The 20,863-nt window shown below is 46.2% G+C and carries 19 protein-coding genes and 1 riboswitch; of the genes, 5 read left to right on the forward strand and 14 right to left on the reverse strand.

Features of this window, described 5'->3' with window-relative positions; translation table 11 throughout:
• Window positions 1-29: 29 nt before the first annotated feature.
• From ACQ4XT_RS17570 to ACQ4XT_RS17580, 3 genes are all read right to left on the reverse strand, one after another.
• Window positions 30-1,439, reverse strand: a complete 1,410-nt coding sequence (locus tag ACQ4XT_RS17570; RefSeq protein ID WP_446854788.1) for a HAMP domain-containing sensor histidine kinase — start codon at window positions 1,437-1,439, stop codon at window positions 30-32.
• Window positions 1,417-2,106 (reverse strand): response regulator transcription factor, encoded by a 690-nt coding sequence (locus ACQ4XT_RS17575; protein WP_446854789.1) that lies wholly within the window; start codon window positions 2,104-2,106, stop codon window positions 1,417-1,419. The genes ACQ4XT_RS17570 and ACQ4XT_RS17575 overlap by 23 nt, the downstream gene beginning before the upstream one ends.
• Window positions 2,107-2,205: 99 nt before the next feature.
• On the reverse strand, window positions 2,206-2,799 hold the full coding sequence (locus ACQ4XT_RS17580; protein WP_446854790.1) for a hypothetical protein: 594 nt from the start codon (window positions 2,797-2,799) through the stop codon (window positions 2,206-2,208).
• A 182-nt stretch (window positions 2,800-2,981) separates the two neighbouring features.
• Here ACQ4XT_RS17580 and ACQ4XT_RS17585 point away from each other — a divergent pair, with 182 nt between their 5' ends.
• Window positions 2,982-3,887 carry a VanW family protein gene (locus ACQ4XT_RS17585; protein ID WP_446854791.1) on the forward strand — a complete coding sequence of 302 codons (906 nt, stop codon included), beginning with the start codon at window positions 2,982-2,984 and terminating at the stop codon, window positions 3,885-3,887.
• Window positions 3,888-3,959: 72 nt separating this feature from the next.
• Here the strand turns inward: ACQ4XT_RS17585 and ACQ4XT_RS17590 are convergent, their stop codons facing one another.
• Window positions 3,960-4,541 carry a DUF4256 domain-containing protein gene (locus tag ACQ4XT_RS17590; protein ID WP_446854792.1) on the reverse strand — a complete coding sequence of 194 codons (582 nt, stop codon included), beginning with the start codon at window positions 4,539-4,541 and terminating at the stop codon, window positions 3,960-3,962.
• A gap of 351 nt (window positions 4,542-4,892) precedes the next feature.
• On the opposite strand from ACQ4XT_RS17590, the gene ACQ4XT_RS17595 reads away from it, so the two are divergent.
• The 4 genes from ACQ4XT_RS17595 to ACQ4XT_RS17610 all read left to right on the forward strand — a co-directional run bounded on the left by ACQ4XT_RS17595 (window position 4,893) and on the right by ACQ4XT_RS17610 (window position 6,762).
• Complete coding sequence (locus tag ACQ4XT_RS17595; protein ID WP_446854793.1) at window positions 4,893-5,561, forward strand: peroxiredoxin; 669 nt, start codon at window positions 4,893-4,895, stop codon at window positions 5,559-5,561.
• Window positions 5,562-5,704: 143 nt separating this feature from the next.
• The gene (locus ACQ4XT_RS17600; protein ID WP_446854794.1) at window positions 5,705-6,103 is read left to right on the forward strand and encodes a DsrE/DsrF/DrsH-like family protein; all 399 of its coding nucleotides are present in this window, start codon (window positions 5,705-5,707) and stop codon (window positions 6,101-6,103) included.
• A 17-nt stretch (window positions 6,104-6,120) separates the two neighbouring features.
• Complete coding sequence (locus ACQ4XT_RS17605; protein ID WP_446854795.1) at window positions 6,121-6,456, forward strand: rhodanese-like domain-containing protein; 336 nt, start codon at window positions 6,121-6,123, stop codon at window positions 6,454-6,456.
• Window positions 6,457-6,534: 78 nt separating this feature from the next.
• Window positions 6,535-6,762, forward strand: coding sequence for a sulfurtransferase TusA family protein (locus tag ACQ4XT_RS17610; RefSeq protein ID WP_226588843.1), 228 nt, complete (start codon window positions 6,535-6,537; stop codon window positions 6,760-6,762).
• A gap of 123 nt (window positions 6,763-6,885) precedes the next feature.
• Here the strand turns inward: ACQ4XT_RS17610 and ACQ4XT_RS17615 are convergent, their stop codons facing one another.
• The 10 genes from ACQ4XT_RS17615 to ACQ4XT_RS17660 form a co-directional block, all read right to left on the reverse strand.
• Window positions 6,886-8,178 carry an NCS2 family permease gene (locus ACQ4XT_RS17615; protein ID WP_446854796.1) on the reverse strand — a complete coding sequence of 431 codons (1,293 nt, stop codon included), beginning with the start codon at window positions 8,176-8,178 and terminating at the stop codon, window positions 6,886-6,888.
• 67 nt (window positions 8,179-8,245) lie between these two features.
• A riboswitch (purine riboswitch) is annotated at window positions 8,246-8,346 on the reverse strand.
• A gap of 268 nt (window positions 8,347-8,614) precedes the next feature.
• Entirely contained in the window at window positions 8,615-9,073 is a 459-nt protein-coding gene (locus tag ACQ4XT_RS17620) for a DinB family protein (RefSeq protein WP_446854797.1), read from the reverse strand.
• A gap of 171 nt (window positions 9,074-9,244) precedes the next feature.
• Window positions 9,245-10,798 (reverse strand): SagB/ThcOx family dehydrogenase, encoded by a 1,554-nt coding sequence (locus ACQ4XT_RS17625; RefSeq protein WP_446854798.1) that lies wholly within the window; start codon window positions 10,796-10,798, stop codon window positions 9,245-9,247.
• 19 nt (window positions 10,799-10,817) lie between these two features.
• On the reverse strand, window positions 10,818-12,764 hold the full coding sequence (locus tag ACQ4XT_RS17630) for a TOMM precursor leader peptide-binding protein (protein ID WP_446854799.1): 1,947 nt from the start codon (window positions 12,762-12,764) through the stop codon (window positions 10,818-10,820).
• The gene (locus tag ACQ4XT_RS17635) at window positions 12,761-14,689 is read right to left on the reverse strand and encodes a bacteriocin biosynthesis cyclodehydratase domain-containing protein (RefSeq protein WP_446854800.1); all 1,929 of its coding nucleotides are present in this window, start codon (window positions 14,687-14,689) and stop codon (window positions 12,761-12,763) included. The genes ACQ4XT_RS17630 and ACQ4XT_RS17635 overlap by 4 nt, the downstream gene beginning before the upstream one ends.
• Window positions 14,690-14,839: 150 nt before the next feature.
• Window positions 14,840-15,136, reverse strand: coding sequence for a hypothetical protein (locus tag ACQ4XT_RS17640; protein ID WP_446854801.1), 297 nt, complete (start codon window positions 15,134-15,136; stop codon window positions 14,840-14,842).
• A gap of 1,477 nt (window positions 15,137-16,613) precedes the next feature.
• A complete protein-coding gene (locus tag ACQ4XT_RS17645) occupies window positions 16,614-17,252 on the reverse strand; it encodes a GNAT family N-acetyltransferase (protein WP_446854802.1) in 639 nt (212 codons plus the stop codon).
• 81 nt (window positions 17,253-17,333) lie between these two features.
• Window positions 17,334-18,368 carry a DUF2332 domain-containing protein gene (locus ACQ4XT_RS17650; protein WP_446854803.1) on the reverse strand — a complete coding sequence of 345 codons (1,035 nt, stop codon included), beginning with the start codon at window positions 18,366-18,368 and terminating at the stop codon, window positions 17,334-17,336.
• A 25-nt stretch (window positions 18,369-18,393) separates the two neighbouring features.
• Window positions 18,394-18,942, reverse strand: a complete 549-nt coding sequence (locus ACQ4XT_RS17655; protein WP_446854804.1) for a hypothetical protein — start codon at window positions 18,940-18,942, stop codon at window positions 18,394-18,396.
• Window positions 18,943-19,188: 246 nt separating this feature from the next.
• Window positions 19,189-20,853 carry a M4 family metallopeptidase gene (locus tag ACQ4XT_RS17660; protein ID WP_446854805.1) on the reverse strand — a complete coding sequence of 555 codons (1,665 nt, stop codon included), beginning with the start codon at window positions 20,851-20,853 and terminating at the stop codon, window positions 19,189-19,191.
• Window positions 20,854-20,863 lie beyond the last annotated feature (10 nt).

Consider the following 20,863-nt stretch of genomic DNA (forward strand, 5'->3'; position numbering starts at 1 on the left):
ACCGCTTTTTTTATTTTGAACACCAGCATTCACTCTTTCGGCAATCTCAACGTAAACGTTGTCCCGCTCGGGGAAGATTGACGTAGAAAAAGGTCTCCGCCAAGGGCACGGGCTAGCATGCGGCTGAGTGGGAGACCAAGCCCCAGTCCCCTTTCCTTCAGTTTCTTCGCTTCGCCTCTATAGAAACGTTCAAAAATAAGCGTCTGTTCTTCACTCGGGATTCCACCACCGGTATCCGACACGTCGATGTCGACATAATCGTTGGAATGATGGACTGTCATAGTGATGATGCCATCGTTGTCCTTGACGGCGTGATCGGCATTCTGGACAACGTTTAACAGAATTTGCTTTACTCGGTGGTCATCGACGTTCATTTTCAAAGCTTCTGCCGGTCCTTCCATTCTTAAAGGGGTATGCGTTGGATTCGAACGCCATTGTTTTTCAAAGTCCCGGAGGATGAGGTGAAGGTCCTGATGTTTTTTATGGATGGGGAACGAGCCGGATACGTAAGTATTGAAGCTTAACAGGTCCTGGATCATCGTTTGCAGGCGTTCCATTTCTTTTAAAGAGAGATCCAGGTATTCTTTCGCTTCCTCCCCATCCACAATCTCGTCCTTCACTGCCTGAATCAACCCACTCATCGATGTGACGGGTGTTTTCAAATCATGGGTCACACCAGCGAGCAGTTCATTTCGCATGTCCTCAAGGCGCTTCAATTTATCCGCCATTTCAGAGAACGAGCCCATCAATTCAGCGAGCTCCCTCTCTTTAGGAACGTCCGTAAGATGGATGTCATAATTCCCTTCACTCACTTGTTTGGCTGCCTTTGCCGTATCCTTTAGTGGTTTGGATACCTTCTTCGTCATATAGTAGATCACCACCCAGCCAAGCAGACCCACCCCGCCAAGCATGGCTGCGAGCAGGCGGTATTCCTGGTTGATGCTTTCGAGAACCGATTTTTCGTTCACGAGGACAATATACCCCAATGTTTCTGAATCACTTTTGATCGGTTCACTCACCACGTAGGCCTTTTCGTTTCCTTCCAACGTTATGGTGGATTCATTTGTTTTATAAAGGGATTCGGCCAGATAGTCCCCTCGGTTTTTAAAGGTTCCTCCCCTGTTGTTGGTAATAAGGATTTCACCTTCTGCTGACACAACGATTCCTGTAGGCGGTTCGGCCACCTGCAGTTCTTCTGACCTCTTCCTAAGAATGTCTTCAAAAAGAGGTCCGGCTAAGATCCGGCCGTTCGTGCTCACGACGCGGCCCGCGATCTCCTGGGCGACGATATGCATCAAGTTCAGACGGTTGTCCACCGTCGTCTGACGAATCCATACGACAGAAAGTACGGCAATAATCACGAGACCCACGAGGAGGGTGGTCAAATATCTTCGTGACCAGTAATAGAAGATGTTTTTACGTTTCTTTTGTTTGAACACGCCACTGATACCCCAATCCACGTAGAGTTTTGATCGCATAAGGATCGTCTTTGGAAAGGCGGAGCGCTTTGCGGATCCTTTTAATCGATAAATCGACCGCCCGGTCACTGCCATCGTAATCAAATCCCCAGACGTGATCGAGCAGCTGGTCCCTGGAAAACGTCTGGTTCGGATGTTGGACGAGGAACAAAAAAAGAGAACAGTCCTTCGGAGACAATTCCACTTCCTCCCCCTCATGCAGGATGGTGTGGCCAACTGGATCAATACGAAGCGATCCATACTGCAGGATGTGATCCTCTATTGTCGGAATCGGACGGCGCAGCACGGCTTTGACACGGGCGACGACTTCCTCCCCGATAAAGGGCTTTGATATGTAATCATCCGCACCGCCCTCAAATCCTTTCAATCGATGATCGATTTCACCGAGAGCCGTCAGCATAATAACCGGGCACGAGCTCTTTTTCCGTATATCTGACAAAATGGACCATCCATCCACATCAGGAAGCATCACATCCAGAAGCACAAGATCCGGCCGACTCCGGAAAAACACATCGAGGGCATCCCTTCCTGTGAAAACCTGTTCGACTTGAAGTCCGTTTTTCGTTAAATAGGCGGTAAGAACACGGGAGATCGTCGGTTCATCTTCCACAATTAATACTTTACTCATCGTCATGAACTCCTTTGGCTTTCATTATAAAGGTTTGCCGGACTAAAAGAAAAAGAAGACTTCTTCTATTGAAAAAGCCTTCCTTTCTTATGCACGACGTTACACGGAAGAATCCGTGTCCTCCGCTGTCTCTTCTTCTGTAGATTCCTGAGGGCGGTCCCTATGGAAGAAATCCAAACCGAGCGCTTCCATTTCTGCTCTCGCCTCTTCTTTCGTCAGTTCTCCGCTCTTCACTTTTTCATGGATGTCTTCTAAAGCCGTTCTTTGTTCCTCTGTCAGGTTGTCCAGCATTGGTTTTTTGAACCCTTTCGGATGAGGGCGTTTAATTCCCAGTTCTTCGATTTGCTCCCTTGCCTCTTCTTTCGTCAGCTCACCAGCTTCCATCTGATCTTTGATCGCTTCAAGTTTTTGCTTTGTTTCTTCATCGATCTCTTCAAAGTGATGGTTGCCTTTGTGGAAAAAGAACCGTTTCTGCTCCCTCAGTTTCTCAACCACCTCATCTTCCGTCAGTTCCCCGTTTTTAAAGGACTGCAGAAGACTGCGGATTTCGGTTTCACCGCTTTCGACCACTTCCTTGTTCACGTTTACCTCCACTTCTGCGTCCGAAGTACTTGAGGCATAAGAGATCCCAGGTATAGCAATAGCCAAAGCAATCGCACCTGTTAAAGCTTTTTTAGATAAAACGTTTTTCAATTTCATGCCCTCCTCTGGGTGTCATTTTTGATGGTACCCGTTTATCGTATAGAAGAAATAAGTCAGGAAGATGTCAAAGGATCTTTTTTTCATGATCGCTCTCAGCTACTCCAACACTTACAGAAAGTCACACACATGAATCCTAAACCACCGACTCATACTAACTTCAGGAGGAGTCAGGGATGAAAATTGCCATACTTTCATTATGTTTGCTAATTGCTGCCCCGTTCATTCAGGAACAGCATTTATCCATTACTCATGACGGGGAAAAATTATTGACCGTGAACCGGGAAGACTTCGCGGATGAGGTGTTCGGAAAGCCTTTTGTTGATAAAACGAAAACAGCGGACCTGTTAAAACAATTGGAGAAGGAGATCAACCGGGAACCCGTTTCTGCAAAGATCGGAAAAGCGGAAGAAATCATCCCTGGTAAGCCGGGAGCTAAAGTCGATCACCAAACATTCACCGAAGAGTTTTACCGTTATCTGCACAGCACCGGAACATCTACAATCGACGTGCCTACGATTCCGGCTCACCCTAGAGTCGATAGTGAACTGCTCGCAACGATCCGGACGAAACAGATCGGCCAATATGTGACCTATTTCAATAAAAACAATGAAGAGCGCTCCCACAATATCCGGTTGGCTGCTGAAGCCCTGGACAGCCATGTCGTTTTCCCCGGCGAGGTTTTTTCTTTCAATAAAGTGGTTGGAAAAAGAACAGTGGAAAAGGGATATAAGAAGGCTCCAGTCATTGTCAAAGGAGAAGTGTCGGAAGGTATCGGCGGGGGTATATGCCAGTTATCTTCCACCCTGTTTAATTCTGTCGACAAAGCGGGGGTTAAGATCCTGGAACGCTATTCTCACAGCAAGCGTGTGCCTTATGTTCCCGAAGGCCGTGATGCGACAGTGAGCTGGTACGGTCCTGATTTCACATTTAAAAATCCATACAATCAGCCCCTGTTGATCCGGTCAAAGGTGTACGGCGGACAGATGATTGTAAAAGTGTATTCTTCTGATGTGATCAACACAGAACCAAATGAAGTTCCCGATGCAAGCAAGCAGCTTCCGGAAGAGATGTTCCAATAATTTCGCACCATCATAAAAAAGCCTGTTCATCCTGAATATCACAGGAGGTACAGGCTTTTTTTGTGTGAGACATCAGACGTAGAGCGAACCCCGGAACCCTCTGGCCTTATAATAGGACTCTGCCCCGTTATGATACAAAAAGACGTGATCAAAGCGACGATCGCAAAAAAGCGCCCCGCCAAGTTCTCTAATCTTCTCAGGCGTATGAACCCAGCTGGATGTCTTCAAATCAAATTCCCCGAGATCCTGCAGAGCACGATACTGTTTTTCCGTCAGCATTTCGATCCCCATCGACGCGGCCAGATCCATTGCGCTGGTTTCCGGTTTATATTTCTTCCTGGATTCCAGGGCAGCGCGGTCATAACACACACTTCTCCGGCCTTTAGGACTTTCTTTTGAACAATCATAAAAGATGTAGGCGTCCTTCTCTTTGCTGTATCCAACGACATCCGGTTCGCCACCGGTTCTTTCCATTTCATTCAGTGACCAGAGTTTTTCCGGGTGTGCTTCCAATTTGGCCTGAACTTTGGCCCAATCCAGCTCCTCATGCCGGTGGCTATTCTTTTCAAAGCGTGCTTTCAACCCTTGAAGTAATTCCTGCTTCTCTTCTACTAAAAGCTCCCCTTTATTGCTTGTCCCCGTTTCCTTTGACATGACTCTTCCTCCCTTATTTTCAATCCAATGTAGTCGTTACCATCTATCTTACTATAAAAAAGCAATCCCTTCCTCCTTCTATGAAGCAAATGGAAATGCCAGTGAACGATGGGAAAAGCCTGGATTACCCAGTGGTCATAAAGTTCTAAAATACATCCCACAACACCTTGCCTTGACAGAGTTTTACATATTCATTCGCAACATACCCGTTTAGGTATGAAAGAAACCGGTTATGGAACAACTGTAAACGTAGATAAACAATAGTTTGAGTTCGGTCATGTTTAAAAATCCCTAATGTCGCCTTTCATTTTGATTTGAAATTTCGAACAACCAATTTAGAGGAGTGATCGTATGGAACAAGAAAATCAGGTACAGGAACAAACGTACAGCTTACCTAGAATTGGTGAAAAAGCACCCGATTTCACGGCGCAAACCACACACGGGGAAATTTCGTTAAACGACTACGAAGGAAAATGGTTCATTCTTTTCTCCCACCCTTCCGATTTCACACCTGTGTGTACGACTGAATTTGTGGCTTTTCAAGGGATCTATGATCAATTACGTGAACGGGACACAGAATTGATCGGATTAAGTGTCGACAGTGTCACATCCCACATTGCCTGGATTCGAAATATTGAAGAAAACTTCAATACGACCATTGAATTTCCGGTCATTGCTGATCTAGATAAACGAGTCGCTACAAAGTTCGGAATGATCATGCCGGAAAGCAATGGAACAGAGACCTCAAGAGCCGTCTTCGTCATTGATGATAAAGGGACCGTCCGATCTGTGATCTATTATCCACTCACTACCGGTCGCAACATGGGTGAAATCCTCCGTCTTGTGGAAGCACTGAAAACGACGGATGAACATGGCGTATCCACTCCTGCCGATTGGAAGGAAGGAGATCGAGTCGTGGCTTCTCCTCCAAAAACGACAGAGGATGCAAAAGCACGTATCGATGATCCGAATTATGAATGTGTGGATTGGTACTTCTGTAAAAAGGATATCCACTCCTAAAGGTAAACGATTATAGCGGGACGAAATAGAATCCACCTGTCTTCAAATACGCACCTTTCCCTTACACCCGGGAAATCATCATAAGAAGACCATGGAAGATAAGACTATGAAGTGAAGTCAATCATTTTCAAGGAGGAGTTCCAGTGGCGAATACAAAAGTGGCCATCATTGCGGCAAATGGAAGTCTATTTGATGCTTATAAAGTTTTTAATATCGCCTCAGCGGCAGCAGCTTCTGATGCAGAGGTAGGCATTTTCTTCACATTTGAGGGGTTGAACTTGATTCATAACGAAGGGCACAAAAACCTGCCTTTACCTGAAGGAAAAGAACATTTCCAAGAAGGTTTTGAAAAAGCGAATGTGCCTTCCATTGAAGAGTTGGTCGGCATCGCTCAAGAGATGGATGTCAAACTCATCGCCTGCCAAATGACAATGGATGTCATGAGTTTAGACAAAGAGGATTTTGTAGAGGGCATCGAAGTCGGCGGCGCTGCTTCTTTCATTGAGTATGCAAAAGATGCAGACATTTCCTTAACTTTCTAAACAAAGGAGCTTGAATGGTGACCGTTAAACATTTATCAACTAGTGATTTAGCTGAAAAGATGCAGAACAACGAGGATAAAACTCTGATTTTGGATGTGCGCAACAGTGACGATTTTGATGAAGGGAAGATTGAAAGCAGTCAGGTGGAGGTCATCAACGAACCTTACTTCAATCTACTCGACGACCTCCAAACCCTTGATGGGAAATTGGCGAAAAACCAAGAGATAATCGTCGTTTGTGCGAAAGGGAATTCATCGCAGATGGTCGCAGAAATGCTTGATGAAGAAGGATATGAAGAGGTGTACTCTTTAGACGGCGGCATGCAAGCATGGAATGAGCAGTTCGAACGATAAAGTCAGCCGATTAAAATGATGAACACAGAACCGTCGTCTGTCACAGCCACGGAACAGCAATAAAAAGGAGGAAGAACAATGGAAGCGAATGAAGTGTTGGATGCAAAAGGATTGGCATGCCCGATGCCGATCGTTAAAACGAAAAAAGCGATAGAGAAACTGGAGACCGGTGAGGTTCTGGAAGTCCAGGCGACCGATAAAGGAGCGAAAAGTGATATCGCCGCCTGGGTGAAATCCGGCGGGCACGAACTTTTGAAAGATACAGAGGAGAACGATGTCTTGAAATTCTGGATTAAAAAGGGATAAGGATTGGACAAGTGAGCCCTTTTTAAAGATGGGCAACATGCTGACAAAAAGAAAAAGATCTGCCCCGGGCTTTATGAAAGTCGGAGGCAGATCTTTTTTTATATAGGATGAATGCAAGAAGGTTCACAGAAATACAAAATACATAATAAACAGTCCACCAAGCGTGTACATGATCGGGTGTACCTGCTTCCAGTCTCTCTTCGCAATCATAGCAAACGGATAAAGAATAAAACCAAGGGCGATTCCAGTCGCGACACTGAACGTGAGCGGCATCATGATGATCGTGACAAACGCCGGCACAACGATTTCAAATCGGCTCCAGTCGATTTCTTTCACTTCTGTCGCCATAAGAGCACCGACGATGATCAACGCAGGTGCCGTCACTTCTGGTGTAATGACACCAAGGACAGGTGAAAAGAACAAGGCAATAAAGAAACAGATTGAAATCACAACGCTCGTAAATCCTGTACGTCCGCCGACAGCAACACCCGCGGAAGATTCGACGAAGGAAGCCGTCGTCGATGTTCCGAAGATGGCTCCTGCCACTCCGGATGTGGAGTCAGCCAATAGCGCACGGCCTGCGTTTGGAATTTTGTTGTCTTTCATGATTCCCGCCTGACTGGCTACAGCAATAAGCGCGCCTGCCGTATCAAAAAATGCGACAAACAAGAAAGTGAAAATAACCGCTAAGACTTCCGGCCTGAAGATATCCCCTAAATGCTGAAATACCACACCGAAGGTTGGCTCGAGGCTTGGAATTTCTCCCACGACAGATTTAGGCACATCCACCAATCCAACGATCATACCAATGATACTGGTAATGACAATCCCGTAAAAAATCCCTCCGCGAATGCCACGCACAAGCATCATCAGCGTAAGGATAAAACCGAATGCGGCGAGGGCTGTTGTTGGCGAGGTCAATTGACCGATTGATACAAACGTCTCTTCGCTCCCAACGACGATGCCGGCATTTTTCAAACCGATGAAGGCAATGAAAAATCCGATGCCTCCTGCAATCGCATGCTTTAAATCTTTCGGAATGACATTGATGATTTTCTCCCGGATCTTAAGCAGACTGAGAATCATGAAGATGATCCCGGCGATGAAGACACCGGTCAAAGCGACCTGCCACTCAATGCCCATCCCGATGACTACAGAAAAAGTAAAGAAAGAGTTCAGTCCCATACTCGGTGCAATCCCTACTGGGAAGTTAGCAAGAAGCCCGATCAACAGCGACCCGACAATGGCGGATAATGCGGTAGCTGTGAACAGTGCCCCTTTATCCATCCCTGCCTGACTTAAAATGATCGGGTTGACGACTAATATATAAGCCATGGAAAGAAACGTCGTAACTCCAGCGAGCGTTTCTTTTTGAAAGTTCGTTTCACGTTCTTTGAATTGAAAAAAGTTTCTCATGATGTCCCCTCCTATACACGAAAAAAAGCACCGGCAAACTACCGGCGCTTTTACATAGGGAAAGGAACATAGACGTTCCATCCCTTGTAGACGAGCTATTTCCGGTAGCTGGTAGAAACGTTCAGGCCGTATTCCTGAACTTATACAAGGTGCTGCTGTTTTGAATTATAGGGAGAATCATAACAATCCAAAGGAGAAGGGTCAATAAGTTAAAAAAATGTTCGGGAATTCACTTTTTTCTGATATTTGATAGTCAGTGCTTGGTTTAGAAGACGCTCCACGTGGGTTATGAAGAATTTAATACCGGGGTAGCCGAAAAGTTTGTGCTCGCCCCATATAACCTGATCCAGTGCGGACCCTTTATGACCGTGTCAGTAAAAGGACCCGGATCACTAAAAAAGCTGACCCGTCCACCGAGTCAGCTTTCTTCGTTCATTCACTCTGCTGTCTTTTCTTTCAGTGCTTTCACTGTGCCGGTATGTACACCCTCATGATAGATCGTGAAGTTAAGGATTTCACCAACTGTGGGCAGGGATAGAAAAGCTTGTGCCGCTTCATCATCCAGCTGTCCGCTAAGGATTTCCTTCAGTTTTTCCGGCTGCTCCTTGAGGACTTGTTTCAGCTCATCAAGAGACGGGATGTCGCCCTTCCAATCCGCAGGCTTTGTTCCTGGTGCGAACAATTCTATGTATCGGGGGGACGTTTCGACAGGTTTGCCTCCGAACTTAGCCAGCAAGGCGTTTTGCACCACGTGTATGTGTCCAATGTTCCAGCGGATCGTGTTTTTGAACCCTTCCGGTTGATCATCGGCCTGTGCCTCTGTGACACTTTCCAATTGTTTTAATGTGGCTTGCCTTACCAGGTCAATCTGTTTAAACAGCTGTTCTTCGTTCATATGAACATCTCCCTTCTTTTCTATTATTCTAGCTTCCTCCCCTATGGTTCACAACTATACTGCTCGTTTCCTCCTTTACATAAACACCCATGACAAGGCTAAAAAAACGGAAATCCCCTGTGAACCTCTCAGGAGATTTCCGCTTCCACTAAACAAGGTTTGGACTATAGATTACGTGTGCATACTTCCTACAAGCGAACTCTTCGGTTGGTAACAGCCCATAGGGATTTGAATGAGCGTTGTTTCTCCTGATTTCTCCAACTGATAAATCCGATCACAAGCCTTCCCGTCATACCCAAGCAGCGGATGACCGTTCATGCCAAGTGCACTGGCTGTCAACAACAGCCTTTGAAGGAGCATACCTGCTTCCATCTGCTGAATCCGGTACCCCCTGTACCCGAACGCTTTTTTATAGTGGGTCCCTTCCCCGACGATATGAAGGCAGATCGGCACTTGATGGAGGTTGACGTTATCGACCTTCATCGCCTTCTGCAACGGGATACGGAAATCCCCTTGAGCGATTTCGGTCAATGAATGACTTTGTGCATCATAGCGGTAAGCGCCATCAGGCAATCCTTCCACCTCATGAAAACAACCATAGACCGCCAAAGAAGATTGGCCGTCTTCGGCATAGAGGTCCGTATGGTATGGTTTGATCGTCTCTTTCAGAAGCAAAGCGAGCTGCTTTAAAGAAATGGTTCGGTTCACAAAATTCAGTTCTGGTGAATGTCTCTTACGGCACGCCTCGGCCAGATCGTAAACCAATGGTTCAACTTCCGGCAAGGGGTGGGTCGGATTCTTTATCAAATTGGGCTCATTGTGTTTGATAAGCCCGAATTGTGCAGGAGAGTCAAACATGGCCTGTTGATTGATTTTTTTAATGTATGGAAAATCAAGGACGTTTGTGGAACGTTGATAGTGGCTGGTTTTGATTTCTGGAATGTCTCTGCTCCATTGTGAGGCAGGCAGATTTCCTGTTTCATGTTTTATAAAAGAATGCTCTTTTTCTGCAAAAGGGATAACAGCGTAGGTACTCTCCTCCCCCTCATCCAAGCCAAGCAGATGATTGATCGGACGGTCGAGGAATTGAAAATGAACCTTTATCGAAAACCGGGCACGTGAACTTATTTCCTGCCATTGACCGAGGAGCGCTCCAGCATCGAGGCCTTGCAGACGATAAGCGAAATGGTTGTATTTGAAGAAGTTTTTCCAAAACATCGTCGTCACGAACAGGACTCCCTGCGCTTCAGATAAATCGCAGCGACCTCCAAGTGCTTCAGTCAGAAAAGAATCGAAATTCCCCTCTCGAATCAGATGCAGACGGTGGTGAGCGGCATCATAATGGTAGATGCCGTAGGGTACGTCCTCGTTTTTCAAATAGATATAAACTTCACTCGGATACAAGCCCCCACCTGAAGGGACGTAGCGTCGAAACGCATGGATGGTTTCGACGCCGGCTCCGTCCGTCTGCGGCATGGTTGTTTCACTGTATCCTGTCTGCCCGTAAGCATACCAGAGTAGATGACTGAGCCTCTTAAGTCCGGTCGTTGCACCCAAGGACGGTTCGTTTAACGAAAACGGAATGTCACAGTCGAGCGGAATCTCCTTTCGATGCTGATAAAGTTTAAAAGGAAGGGGAGCGTCATCCCAAGCGGGTTGCCAATTTGCAGGAATGACCTGCTCCGATTGAAATTGCAATTGATAGAGGAACCGGTCAAGATCCATCACACGCCTCCTTCTGCCATCATGGGAATGGATGCGGATAGGGGTTTAGTTCACCCGGGGTAAGGGGCCGGTCGGTATAACCGAGCTTCTTAGGAACTTCCAAGACTCTGTTCAACCCCTCCAGACGTCTGAGGTGATGTCCGAAAGTCATCGGCAGCATCCCCGGGATCAACACTTTGACGCAGTGCAGTCCGTTCCTTTCCAATTCACCCGCTGTCTGGTCGACAACGATGACATCCAGGTTCAATCTCTGAAAAACTTTCAAAATGTCTTTTACATCCTCGGTGAGGTCTGAGTGAACACTTTTATAGTGAAAAGCTTCTTCGAAAGTCTGAAGAGGCCCGTTCTGGTTCAACAAAAACCCGAGACGTTCTTCCGCTTCCAGGAGTCCGTACACCATCCCGTGATCATCCATTTTTTCGACGAGGAAGGAATCGTTATGCATCTGAGTAAATTTCTCTTTGTTCTTCCTGAACTCTTTATTCAACGGAGCGATCATGCCGACACTTTCAAATACTGCACTTTTCACAGCTTTCACGGGATCCAGATGGGCGCCGGCGGCACAGATCAGATTCAACTCTCCGGAGTCCGCTTTCCTTTTCTTGATGACGGTCAGTATACAAGGAATGCCGTGTTCCATCGTCGCATTGTACAAATACAGATCATAGCCAGCAATCTCTTTCATCCGCTCGATCATCAAAAGCAATTCCTGGTCACCGCATGAGTACGGGTCAATACGCGGCAGCGGAAGTTCTGCATACCAGGTCAAAAGAAAAGAATCACGTTCCAGCACTTCCATCATGCCATGGAAAATCGCCTCTTCCCTGCTTCCACCGATCGCGCATCCGTTGGAGGTTTCAAAAATATACCCGCCGCCACACCCCATGCTGTAATAGGCAAGCCTTTCCGGCACTAAAATCGGCTTTTCCTGTAATAATGAATACCCCCACACCCAGTTCATTTTTTTATCGGGATGATAAGGAGTGAAAGGAAAATCTTTTTTTGCATACTGTTCAGCTGAATGAACGCCGACATCCAAAGGATTGAGCGCTGAACGGAGGTTGCTGTAACAGTCATAAACACGCGTTCTCTTCCGTTTCGGATCCATCCCGCAGAAGCGTTCCAGCCCTTCCAGAATGGCGGTCCTTTCACTGGCCGTATAGGAATTCGTCCTCCCTGCCGACCCTTCATTGCCGTTCATAAGCGGGAGATTCACAATCACATCCGCGAACGGGGTTTCAAAATCGATCATTTTATGATTGAGGATCCCTGTGCGGGGTTCGAGGTAATCTTTGGTCAGGAATGTGCTCAACTCTTCCATGGACCTTGTGCGGTAACTGCCTTCACTTATTTTCATACTTGGCTTCAGCGCGACCTCTGCAAGGCGAGGAGAATCTTCGACAATCCTGCTGCAATTTCTACACTGGGAATCTGGCAGAAAGCGATGACGTGAGCTTTCCAATGTCCTCATGTTGAGCAGGTGGACAGCCTGATCTGTCAAGACGCTTTTCCCTTCAACCCAACGCTGAACCTCATTTTTTATAAAAGAAGTCATATGCAGGATCCCGCTTACAGAAACCCATTCATCCTGTCTTGCCTGTGTATCCTCCGTCAATTTCTGTTGAATGGTCCAAAGGTCTTCGCGATCGCCTGCTGTCATGACTCTTCTCAAATCCGCACACTGAGAACATCCCTCACCGCCATGACGGATGAAGGGGCCGATGACTCCTTCCCCGAATGCTACAAACCCTCTCAGCCAATCGACACCACTTTCCCTGGCGATTCTTTCTCCCACGATTGAGGTCGCCGGGTTCCAACCGTCCTCTAGAACAAGAAGTAAATCCGTCGTGTCCGGTACCGTTTTTTCAAAACCTTGAATACTTGTCACTTCATAATGGGTCTTTAGTTCCTTCACTACATGATCAAGCAGATCGCCTTCTCCTACGGCCGTTATGAAAATGCTCATCGACTGTCCCCCCTTTCCAACCATACCCCGCAGAGATTGATCACCCCAGCCTCCTCGAAAGGATCCATAGAGATTTTGACAAAGAAAGGTTTATGCTGTCCTTTTTCTAACTGGGCGACTGCACCACGAAGGACTTCTTTGTTATTTTCCGCTTCCATAAAAGGGAGGTCGAGCGGTTCCATCGATTCTTTTTCAAAATCGAGCTGGGAGCAGGAAAAGAAGGAATAAGCAGCTGGAAGGCCATCCATTTGCTTCTCCATGATGAGCAGAAATAACGCCTGACGGACGGCCGATGTTTGATGCAGCGCAACCGTCCCCCTCCATTTGCTATGGGCCGTTTTTACCCACACCACAGGGAAGCCGAAATCATCTTCTGAAATCGCAAGCTCTGGTATCATATCCATCGTCTTGAGAACCTGCCAATAATAACAGCAGGACTCATCTTCGAACCTGTTCAAGGTGATTTTCCTTGCTTTCTTGACTTTGTGATGGTCCTTGGTCCATACGTTTTCAATAGCTTTTTGCAATGCTCTGAGGCTGGATATGGTGTGATTTTCCCCTGCACCGATGTGGAAAACGTCATCAGAAAATCTCTTTGGTGACTCCGCATGAGGGACGAGGCTTTGTAAAATTTCAGGTTCCAGTGTTTTCGCATAAGCCTCCACCCCCATGAAACCTGCTTCCCGCCTTGCCTCTTCATGAGTTTTCCCTCCGGCAATGATCTCAGGTGTCAATTTTTGTGACCGGGCATGAACCACTTGAACGCCGCATAGAGAAAGAGGGAGCTGTTCCAGATCCTTTTCTTCCCAATGATGGAAGATCCCTAAAGGGCTTGCTGTTAACTCACCAAAATAGTAGAGCGATTCGTTCTGGTCTTTTATGGGACTCGAACTTTCCTCTCCACCGTTCATTTTTTCCGTTGAAATGTTCCTTGTAACGAGTGGATGCGGTTTAAAAGGATGCCACTTTCCCTCAAGGGTTTCCATGTTCATGAGATAGGTGTGATTGGTCTGATGAGGCTCTTCGACACCGATCATCTTCTTGAACAGTTCAAATACCATAACCGTTGAAAGCATCGACTGAGCGGGTCTCGACGCAATGAAGGATGGAGATCCACTCTTCATATGCTCGGGCAGGCTGCGCCAGGCCGACGGCCAATCTTTTTCTGAAGCTTCATTTATATAAGGACCTGCCATTCCATAAGGTCCTAGAACGACAGCCGGCAGGAAAGCTTTTTTCTTTTCAAGGCAATGGTTCATGATGTTCTGAAGTTCATCCACTTTTCCTTCCGGAGATACGTATAGAACGGCATCATAAGAATCGATCTCATCCGCCCAGGAGTGTGGTTCCTTTTCAAAAAAAATACTCACCGATGCTTCAGGATCCACTTTTCTGGCGGCCGTTTCTAATTCCGATAATCTATATACGTTTGTTTTCCTTGGATCCGTGAGGAAGACGGAAACATTGGCTAACCCCGCTTGCAGCATGGCGGATACGAGCCCGGTCACCATCGTCCCCTCACCAATCGCTAACACTTTTTTCTGACGAAACCGCTGGAAGTGGTAAGCAGGGGACTCAACGAAACTTTCTAAGTATTCGATTTGAGCGGCGAACGCTTCCTCCACCTGCTCTTTCAATTCATGCGGCCGCTCCTGACTGACATCTAAAAGAAACCCATTCTGATAAAGCGTGTCGGTAATTTCATAAAGCCGCTCGCGGTAGGGCTTCGGCAAACCGTCCGTCAGATTTTCCATCGTATGACTTCCATTCAGCATAGGAATGAGTTTTTCAATCCACTGGTGGATCATCGGGCCTTCCATCCGGAAGGAACCCGCATTGTTTTTGAAAAAAACACGATCGGTCTCCGGCATAAAGAACGTGCCCTTTTTGACTTTCAAACACATGAAAGGTTGGACCTTTGTCATGACGTTCCTCCTTGCCCACTAAGGTGACTTCCTAACCGATTTTATGTATTCCGACACGTAGGTTATGCGTGGACAACACCGAAGAACCCCTGTCGGAATATCCGACAGGGGTTCTCATTCTCGTTCCTTATGTCTGTAAAAGTCGATCCATCAACGACCCCCGCAGCGTCCGCAGCCGCCGCAACGGGCGCATCCTCCACAACGAGCACAGCCTCCGCATCCGGCACAGCGGGCACAACCACCGCATCCCCCACAGCGGGCACAGCCTCCACAACCGCCACATCCAAAGCAACTGAAGCAGCCGAAACATCCTCCGAGTCCGAATCCAAGGCCGACACACAAACGCGCATCATTCGAATACGCTTCTGCCTGCTGACTCGGGACTAATTGTTGAGCACGAAATTCGCCGACATCTAAGTTCTGAATTTGATTTTGAAATTCATTCAACTTGTTTTCCCCTCCATAGTTCCAGTCTTTGCGCACAGAAATCACAAACCACTACGTTCACAACAACGTATGATGAAAGCCTATGGATTGTTACTGGTGAGGAGGGGAGAAGGACAATGGGGTCACAAAAGAAAATCCTCTCTTTTTGCTAACATTACATGATCTTTCATGATTATAATAAAAAAATTAGCACTAAACATCATCCTGAACTTACAGCGCTCGTCCTCCCCCTTCATCCTTTTTCTTTTAATGCTCTGTTAAAGTTAAGTATTGATATTATGAGCAACAGTAAAGGAACGGCCAAATTTTATTGTATTTCCTCTTTTTTATATTAGCTTAAACAACTAACGCTCCCGTTTGTTGAAGACTCAGTTTCGAGATGTTTGTGTGGTTCTAGGGGCTCCGGGAAAAGGTTCGCTTTCCATGGGGCGGGCGGTGAGCCTCCTCAGGCTACGCCTTCCGGGGTCTCACCTGTCCCACTCATCCCATAGGAGTCTCACCGTTTCCCTCCGCCCCTTTGCTATGGAAGATTCTCGAAACCACTTTTAAAAGATCAGTTCGTATGATTGCGAGAAGTAGATCATAAGGTACGTAAAAGCCTGATCCTGAGCGTTATATACCTCAAACATTAGATAATGGAAGAACCTCCACCGTGGCACAGAGCATTCATTTATCACTTCGAATGATGTGGCTGGGAAGCTAATCTCTTTCTTGTGGGGAAGCGCCGTGATTTCTCGGACTGCGTGCTGCGGGATCTCGTCGATCTCCTTCTCCCACGGGAGTCTCGCAGCTTCCCAACCACCCCATTCGATATGTATGTGAAACGAACCCCTTTACCAAGTTGGATTGTCTCCCGCTATCCCGATTGGAAAAGCATGAAACGCTCTGTATCAAGCTTTTCAGGGCTCAAGTACCTCGGCATGGGAGCTTTATCCTTATACTCCCCATTTAACTGACTAGCTGATTATTCGGGAAGTGGTTTCGAGACACTGATATAGAAAAGGGGCGGAGGGGAATGGGGAGACTCCTAACTTAAGTGTGCAGGCGCCTCGATCAGCGGCGTATGGACTGGACTGAGCTGGAGGAGATAAAGGAAACACGAAGAACAAAGTGATTCGATGTTGACTTATCGTACAGAAGCGAGGGAAGTCTCACTAGCCGCTAGGCGCCGGAACCGGATACCGAAGAGAAAAAGTGCAGGGTGAGACCCCACAGGACGCAGTCCGAGGAGGCTTAAAAGAATAGGGGAAGTTCGATTAAGTTCGGCACGTCCTGTGCCAACATCGAACGACCCCACTTCGTGTGGGGCCCCGCGGAAAGCGAGCTATTCCCCGCAGCCCCCATCCACTCAACAAAAGTCTCGAAACGGAGTCTTCCACAATCCTTCCCGTTCTTTGAAGACATAGCTTCGAGATAATAAAATATCAACCACTAACTTTAACAGAGCCTTTTTATTTAAAAAGGATGAAATGATTCCTTATTCATCAAGCATCGATGCGGCTTTTTCAAACTCACGTTGACTTTCTTGAACCTTCTTTTCTTTTAGAGGAAACGATTGGTCAAATGCAGTGACTTCCTCATCATCAACTTCCAGAGCATCAGAAAGAACGACATAACCGGAAATGTCCTCAAGCGCACCTTCATAGAGCGGCAGGACCAACAAACCTTTATAGAACTTTCCATCAGGCATGGAGATGTTGTATTGTTTTCCACCTACAAATCCATAGGGTTCATAATGATAGGGAAACCCTAAGGTCAGGATAGCGCGGTATCCCTTTTCTCTCGCTGCTTGAATAGAATGAGTGATTAACTTTCTTCCAAGCCCTTTTCTATGATAGTCAGGCGAAATGAAAACAGGCCCAAAACTAATCGTTTGATGTTCTGTTTGATCTTCAGAGACTATTTTTGAATGCGTATAGAAGATTCCACCGACAACCTCACCATCAACTTCAATCACAAATGAGAGGTCCTTGATAAAATCTTCATGTTCTCTCATCTTGTGGATAACGAAATGTTCATGACATCCAGGGAAGTATAAATTCCAAAAGGCTTCTCTCGCCACTTCCTCCACTCTTCTGTAATCTTGTGGTTTTTCGTTTCTGATGTTCGTTTGCATAGGTCGTCCCCTTTCACAATGTCTTTTCAGGCTTATTTTTATAATACTCAAGTTTCAGGTGTATAATCAAAACCTACAACCTTAATGAGACCTCAACTCCCAATCAAACCATCGTCCGTGCCCATCCGTTTCACCAATCGTCTCTGTTCTAAACTCTCCATCAACATGAGCATCCACATGAAGCTTTCTATCATTCATATTGTTGTAGATATGGTAGACCTCTCTTTTCTCTCCAATCCCGTCCACTTGACGAAGAAGCTCACCTTTTACACTTTCCGGCATCTGGTTGGCTACATGGGTATGGAAGATACATAGAGCCGTGTCCCCCGGAATCTCATCAGCGATGTCAGGAAGCAGGGCGACTCCATCCCCTTCTTTTAAAACGGGGGGATGAGTTCTCAGTTGTTGGACAGCGGTTTCAAAATTCTTTCTCCGCTCCTCATGCTCAGGCCATATGAGCGCCTTCAGCCAATGAACATCCTCTTCCTTTGTTAAATCACTGACATGCAAATCGATCCCTACCCGCTTTGTCACGGGAGGAGTGTCTTTCAGTACATCAGGAGAGAGTGATCCTTTTCTTACCTTGGACGTGAGATGAACGAACGAATCCTGGTTTCCATAAATGTGGTCGTCTCCATAGGAATAGCTGTACTGATCCCACTGTAATTGCAGTCCGGCACTTGTACCGATTTCGATGAGCGATAGAGGCTTATTCGTTTGCTTATAAATGGAACAAAATACTGGGTAAAGGTAAGCACAACGGCGAACCTCGTTCGTTTGGACTCGTTTTGTTCGTAGACGATCAAGGATAGCCTCTTCATTCTCCCGACAAAACGCCTTGAAGATTGGAAAAGGATTTCGCTTCCTGTCCGGATGATCCGTTACACTCTGATAGAAATGGGCGAGCTCATGATCCGCGCCTCCCAAAAGTAAATCGTGAACAGCTGCGAAGAGAAGGTTTGGAACCGGCTGCCCTTCTCTTGCTGCGAGACAAAGTTGTAATAGATACTGGTCGTCAGCGATTTGGAAAGACAACCGTTCATAAAGGTCACTGGACTCTGCACACTCTTCCCTCGCGAATTGAATGAATTTTCCAGCCATTATTTGTATCTTCATACGTTCCCTCCTTGATCTCATTCATTTATCTTTTAAGGACCATCGAATCAATGACTTCTCTATCTTGCCTATGTATAAGTTCAATTTCATTATGTGAATGCAAGTCTTTTTCAATGTACCATATATACAAACCTTTCCATTGGTGCTTAATCCACTCACTCTCAGGAAGCACGGCTGTTACATCCAGCATGGTAGCTTTATCATTCCCCACCTTCACTGATCGCTCGTCTCCTTTTCGGATCACACCATAAAGGAGGTCGTCGCCATGAACGAAAATCCGGTTCAGCCTTTCCCCCATTCTTCCCCTATTTAATGGGTTGAAGGAGAACATTCCTGCCTCCCAGCCGAATAAACTTTTTTGAACTTTAACAGCTCCTATATGAAGGTCATCCTTAATAAAAAAGAAAAAGGCTTCTCCATTCAATTGTTTAACCGGGATCAGCGTAAGACCTTTTTCAGTAGCGTGTAGGGCTTCTTCTGGTTCAACGTATGCATCTGATTTTCCAATTGCAGCCCACAAAACAATTGGAAAGAGAACGATTACAAGGATTGAGAGGTTTCGTCTTTTTTTCAAAATCATCACCTACTTCAAGCTCCAGCGTCTTTAATATTTGCTTCCATTTATACTGGAAACAATCTCCATCAAAACATAACATACCGCTTGTTTTCTGCAAAGAAATACAAAAACGAGGGAACGGTCCGACGTCCTTTTCCCTTAATAAAAAAGCCTGGAGGATGATTACTCCAGGCTTTGAAGCTTTCGCTTTAAATGAAGACATCATAAAGCGATTTGGTTCTTTTTAAACGACGCTGTTCCTATTCATTCTACACCTACCGCATCATACGCGCTCGCCAAAGACGCTGCTTCTTGAGAAGACTCTCCATATAGATCCACAGCTGATTGAATTGCTGCTTCTCTCATCATGCTGAAGTCAGAGGACTGTGTTAAATATTTGGTAAGGGCGCGGTAATAGATTTGTTCAGTCGCTTCTCTTCCGACTCCCTCTACATTCACCTCATAATGAGTGCCACCCTCAGACAGTAAGTATGCCGCTTTGTTGTTGATACTGGAATTGATGTGCACCCCTCCATTATCTAAATCACCCGTATACAACTCACTGTAGTGATCCGGGTATCCACGATCCGGATAGAATGGATGCGGAATTGAGGAAGGATCTTTCAAAGAGCGTAGCCCATCTCCTTCTTTTCCAGGAGTATAGACATCTTCACCCATCAGCCAATCATCACGATCCACCATGGCACCTAAAATATCGGAAAGTGACTCATTCAAGGCTCCTGGTTCATCTTGATAAATAAGATCAGCACTGCGGTCTGTTACGGCGTGAGTCAATTCATGACCGATGACATCAAGCGCGCCTGAGAGTGGAAGGAATGTTTCTCCGTCTCCATCTCCATACATCATCTGTACCCCATTCCATGCGGCGTTGTTCCAATTTTCACCGACATGGACAGAAGAAATCATTCGCGCTCCTGCATCGTCAAAGGAGTTACGATCAAAGGTCTCCTTGAAATAGTCATAGACTTCTCCTGCATGGACGTGTGCATCGACGGCTGCAGGATCTGAGAAGTATTTATGACCATTCACCACTTCTTCCCCATGGTAGCCTAACAGCTGTGAGAAAATGTTGAACCAAAGCGGATCCATGTTAAGGGCATCAAACGTGTGAATCCCATCTCCACGGGTACCATCAAACAGGTAGTACTGCCCTTCTTCTTTCGTAACTTCAAAGATTTCCTTGTTTCCAAGAACCCCTTTACCAAAACCTGTCACATGGTCAATGGCGTTATAACCCTTAACCACATCCCCATTCACAGCATCAACAAAGTAATGCCAATAACCAGGGGCTGGCTTTGAGGTGGATGCTTTCACAAGGTATGTTAAGTGAAACTCTCCTTCATGCTCATAAAGGAACAATTCACTGGAAGGCGGAGCATCAAAGTCCTTCACTTCCCCTATTTCAGATTCAATGGATTTTGTCGCTACCTCGATGGCTTTTTCACCCTCAATGGAAGCCTTCGTATTCAAATCTTTCTTCTCCAGTTCAGGAACGACTTGTCCAAAGAAAGCTTTCACGTGATTTTCCTCGTTTAACGTCACCGTCTGTGATGAGCCGTAAATAGGTACACCTTCAAATTGCTCTACCAGACGGACATGAGTGGTCCCTTCTTTGTCGTCTTTCTGTGTTTCCACCACTTTAAAATAATCATTGATGTTCCCCTTCAACTTGAATTTGTCCTTTTGGTAATTCAAGTAAGATAATGCGATCTCCTCTTCCGACACCTTTTGCTTCGTAATGGATGGGAATTTAGGCATTTCCCATTTTTCAATAATATAGGACGGGGTGTCGTACTTTTCATTCATCTTCACTTTGCCCTCATCTGCATGCACACTTGAAGCGCTCACCCCAAGGCCGCTCAATGCCACCGTCAGCGCTATGGAAGACGTAAATAATCTCTTCTTCATAAAATCTCCC

Source organism: Halobacillus sp. 12SKB, from assembly GCF_052941655.1.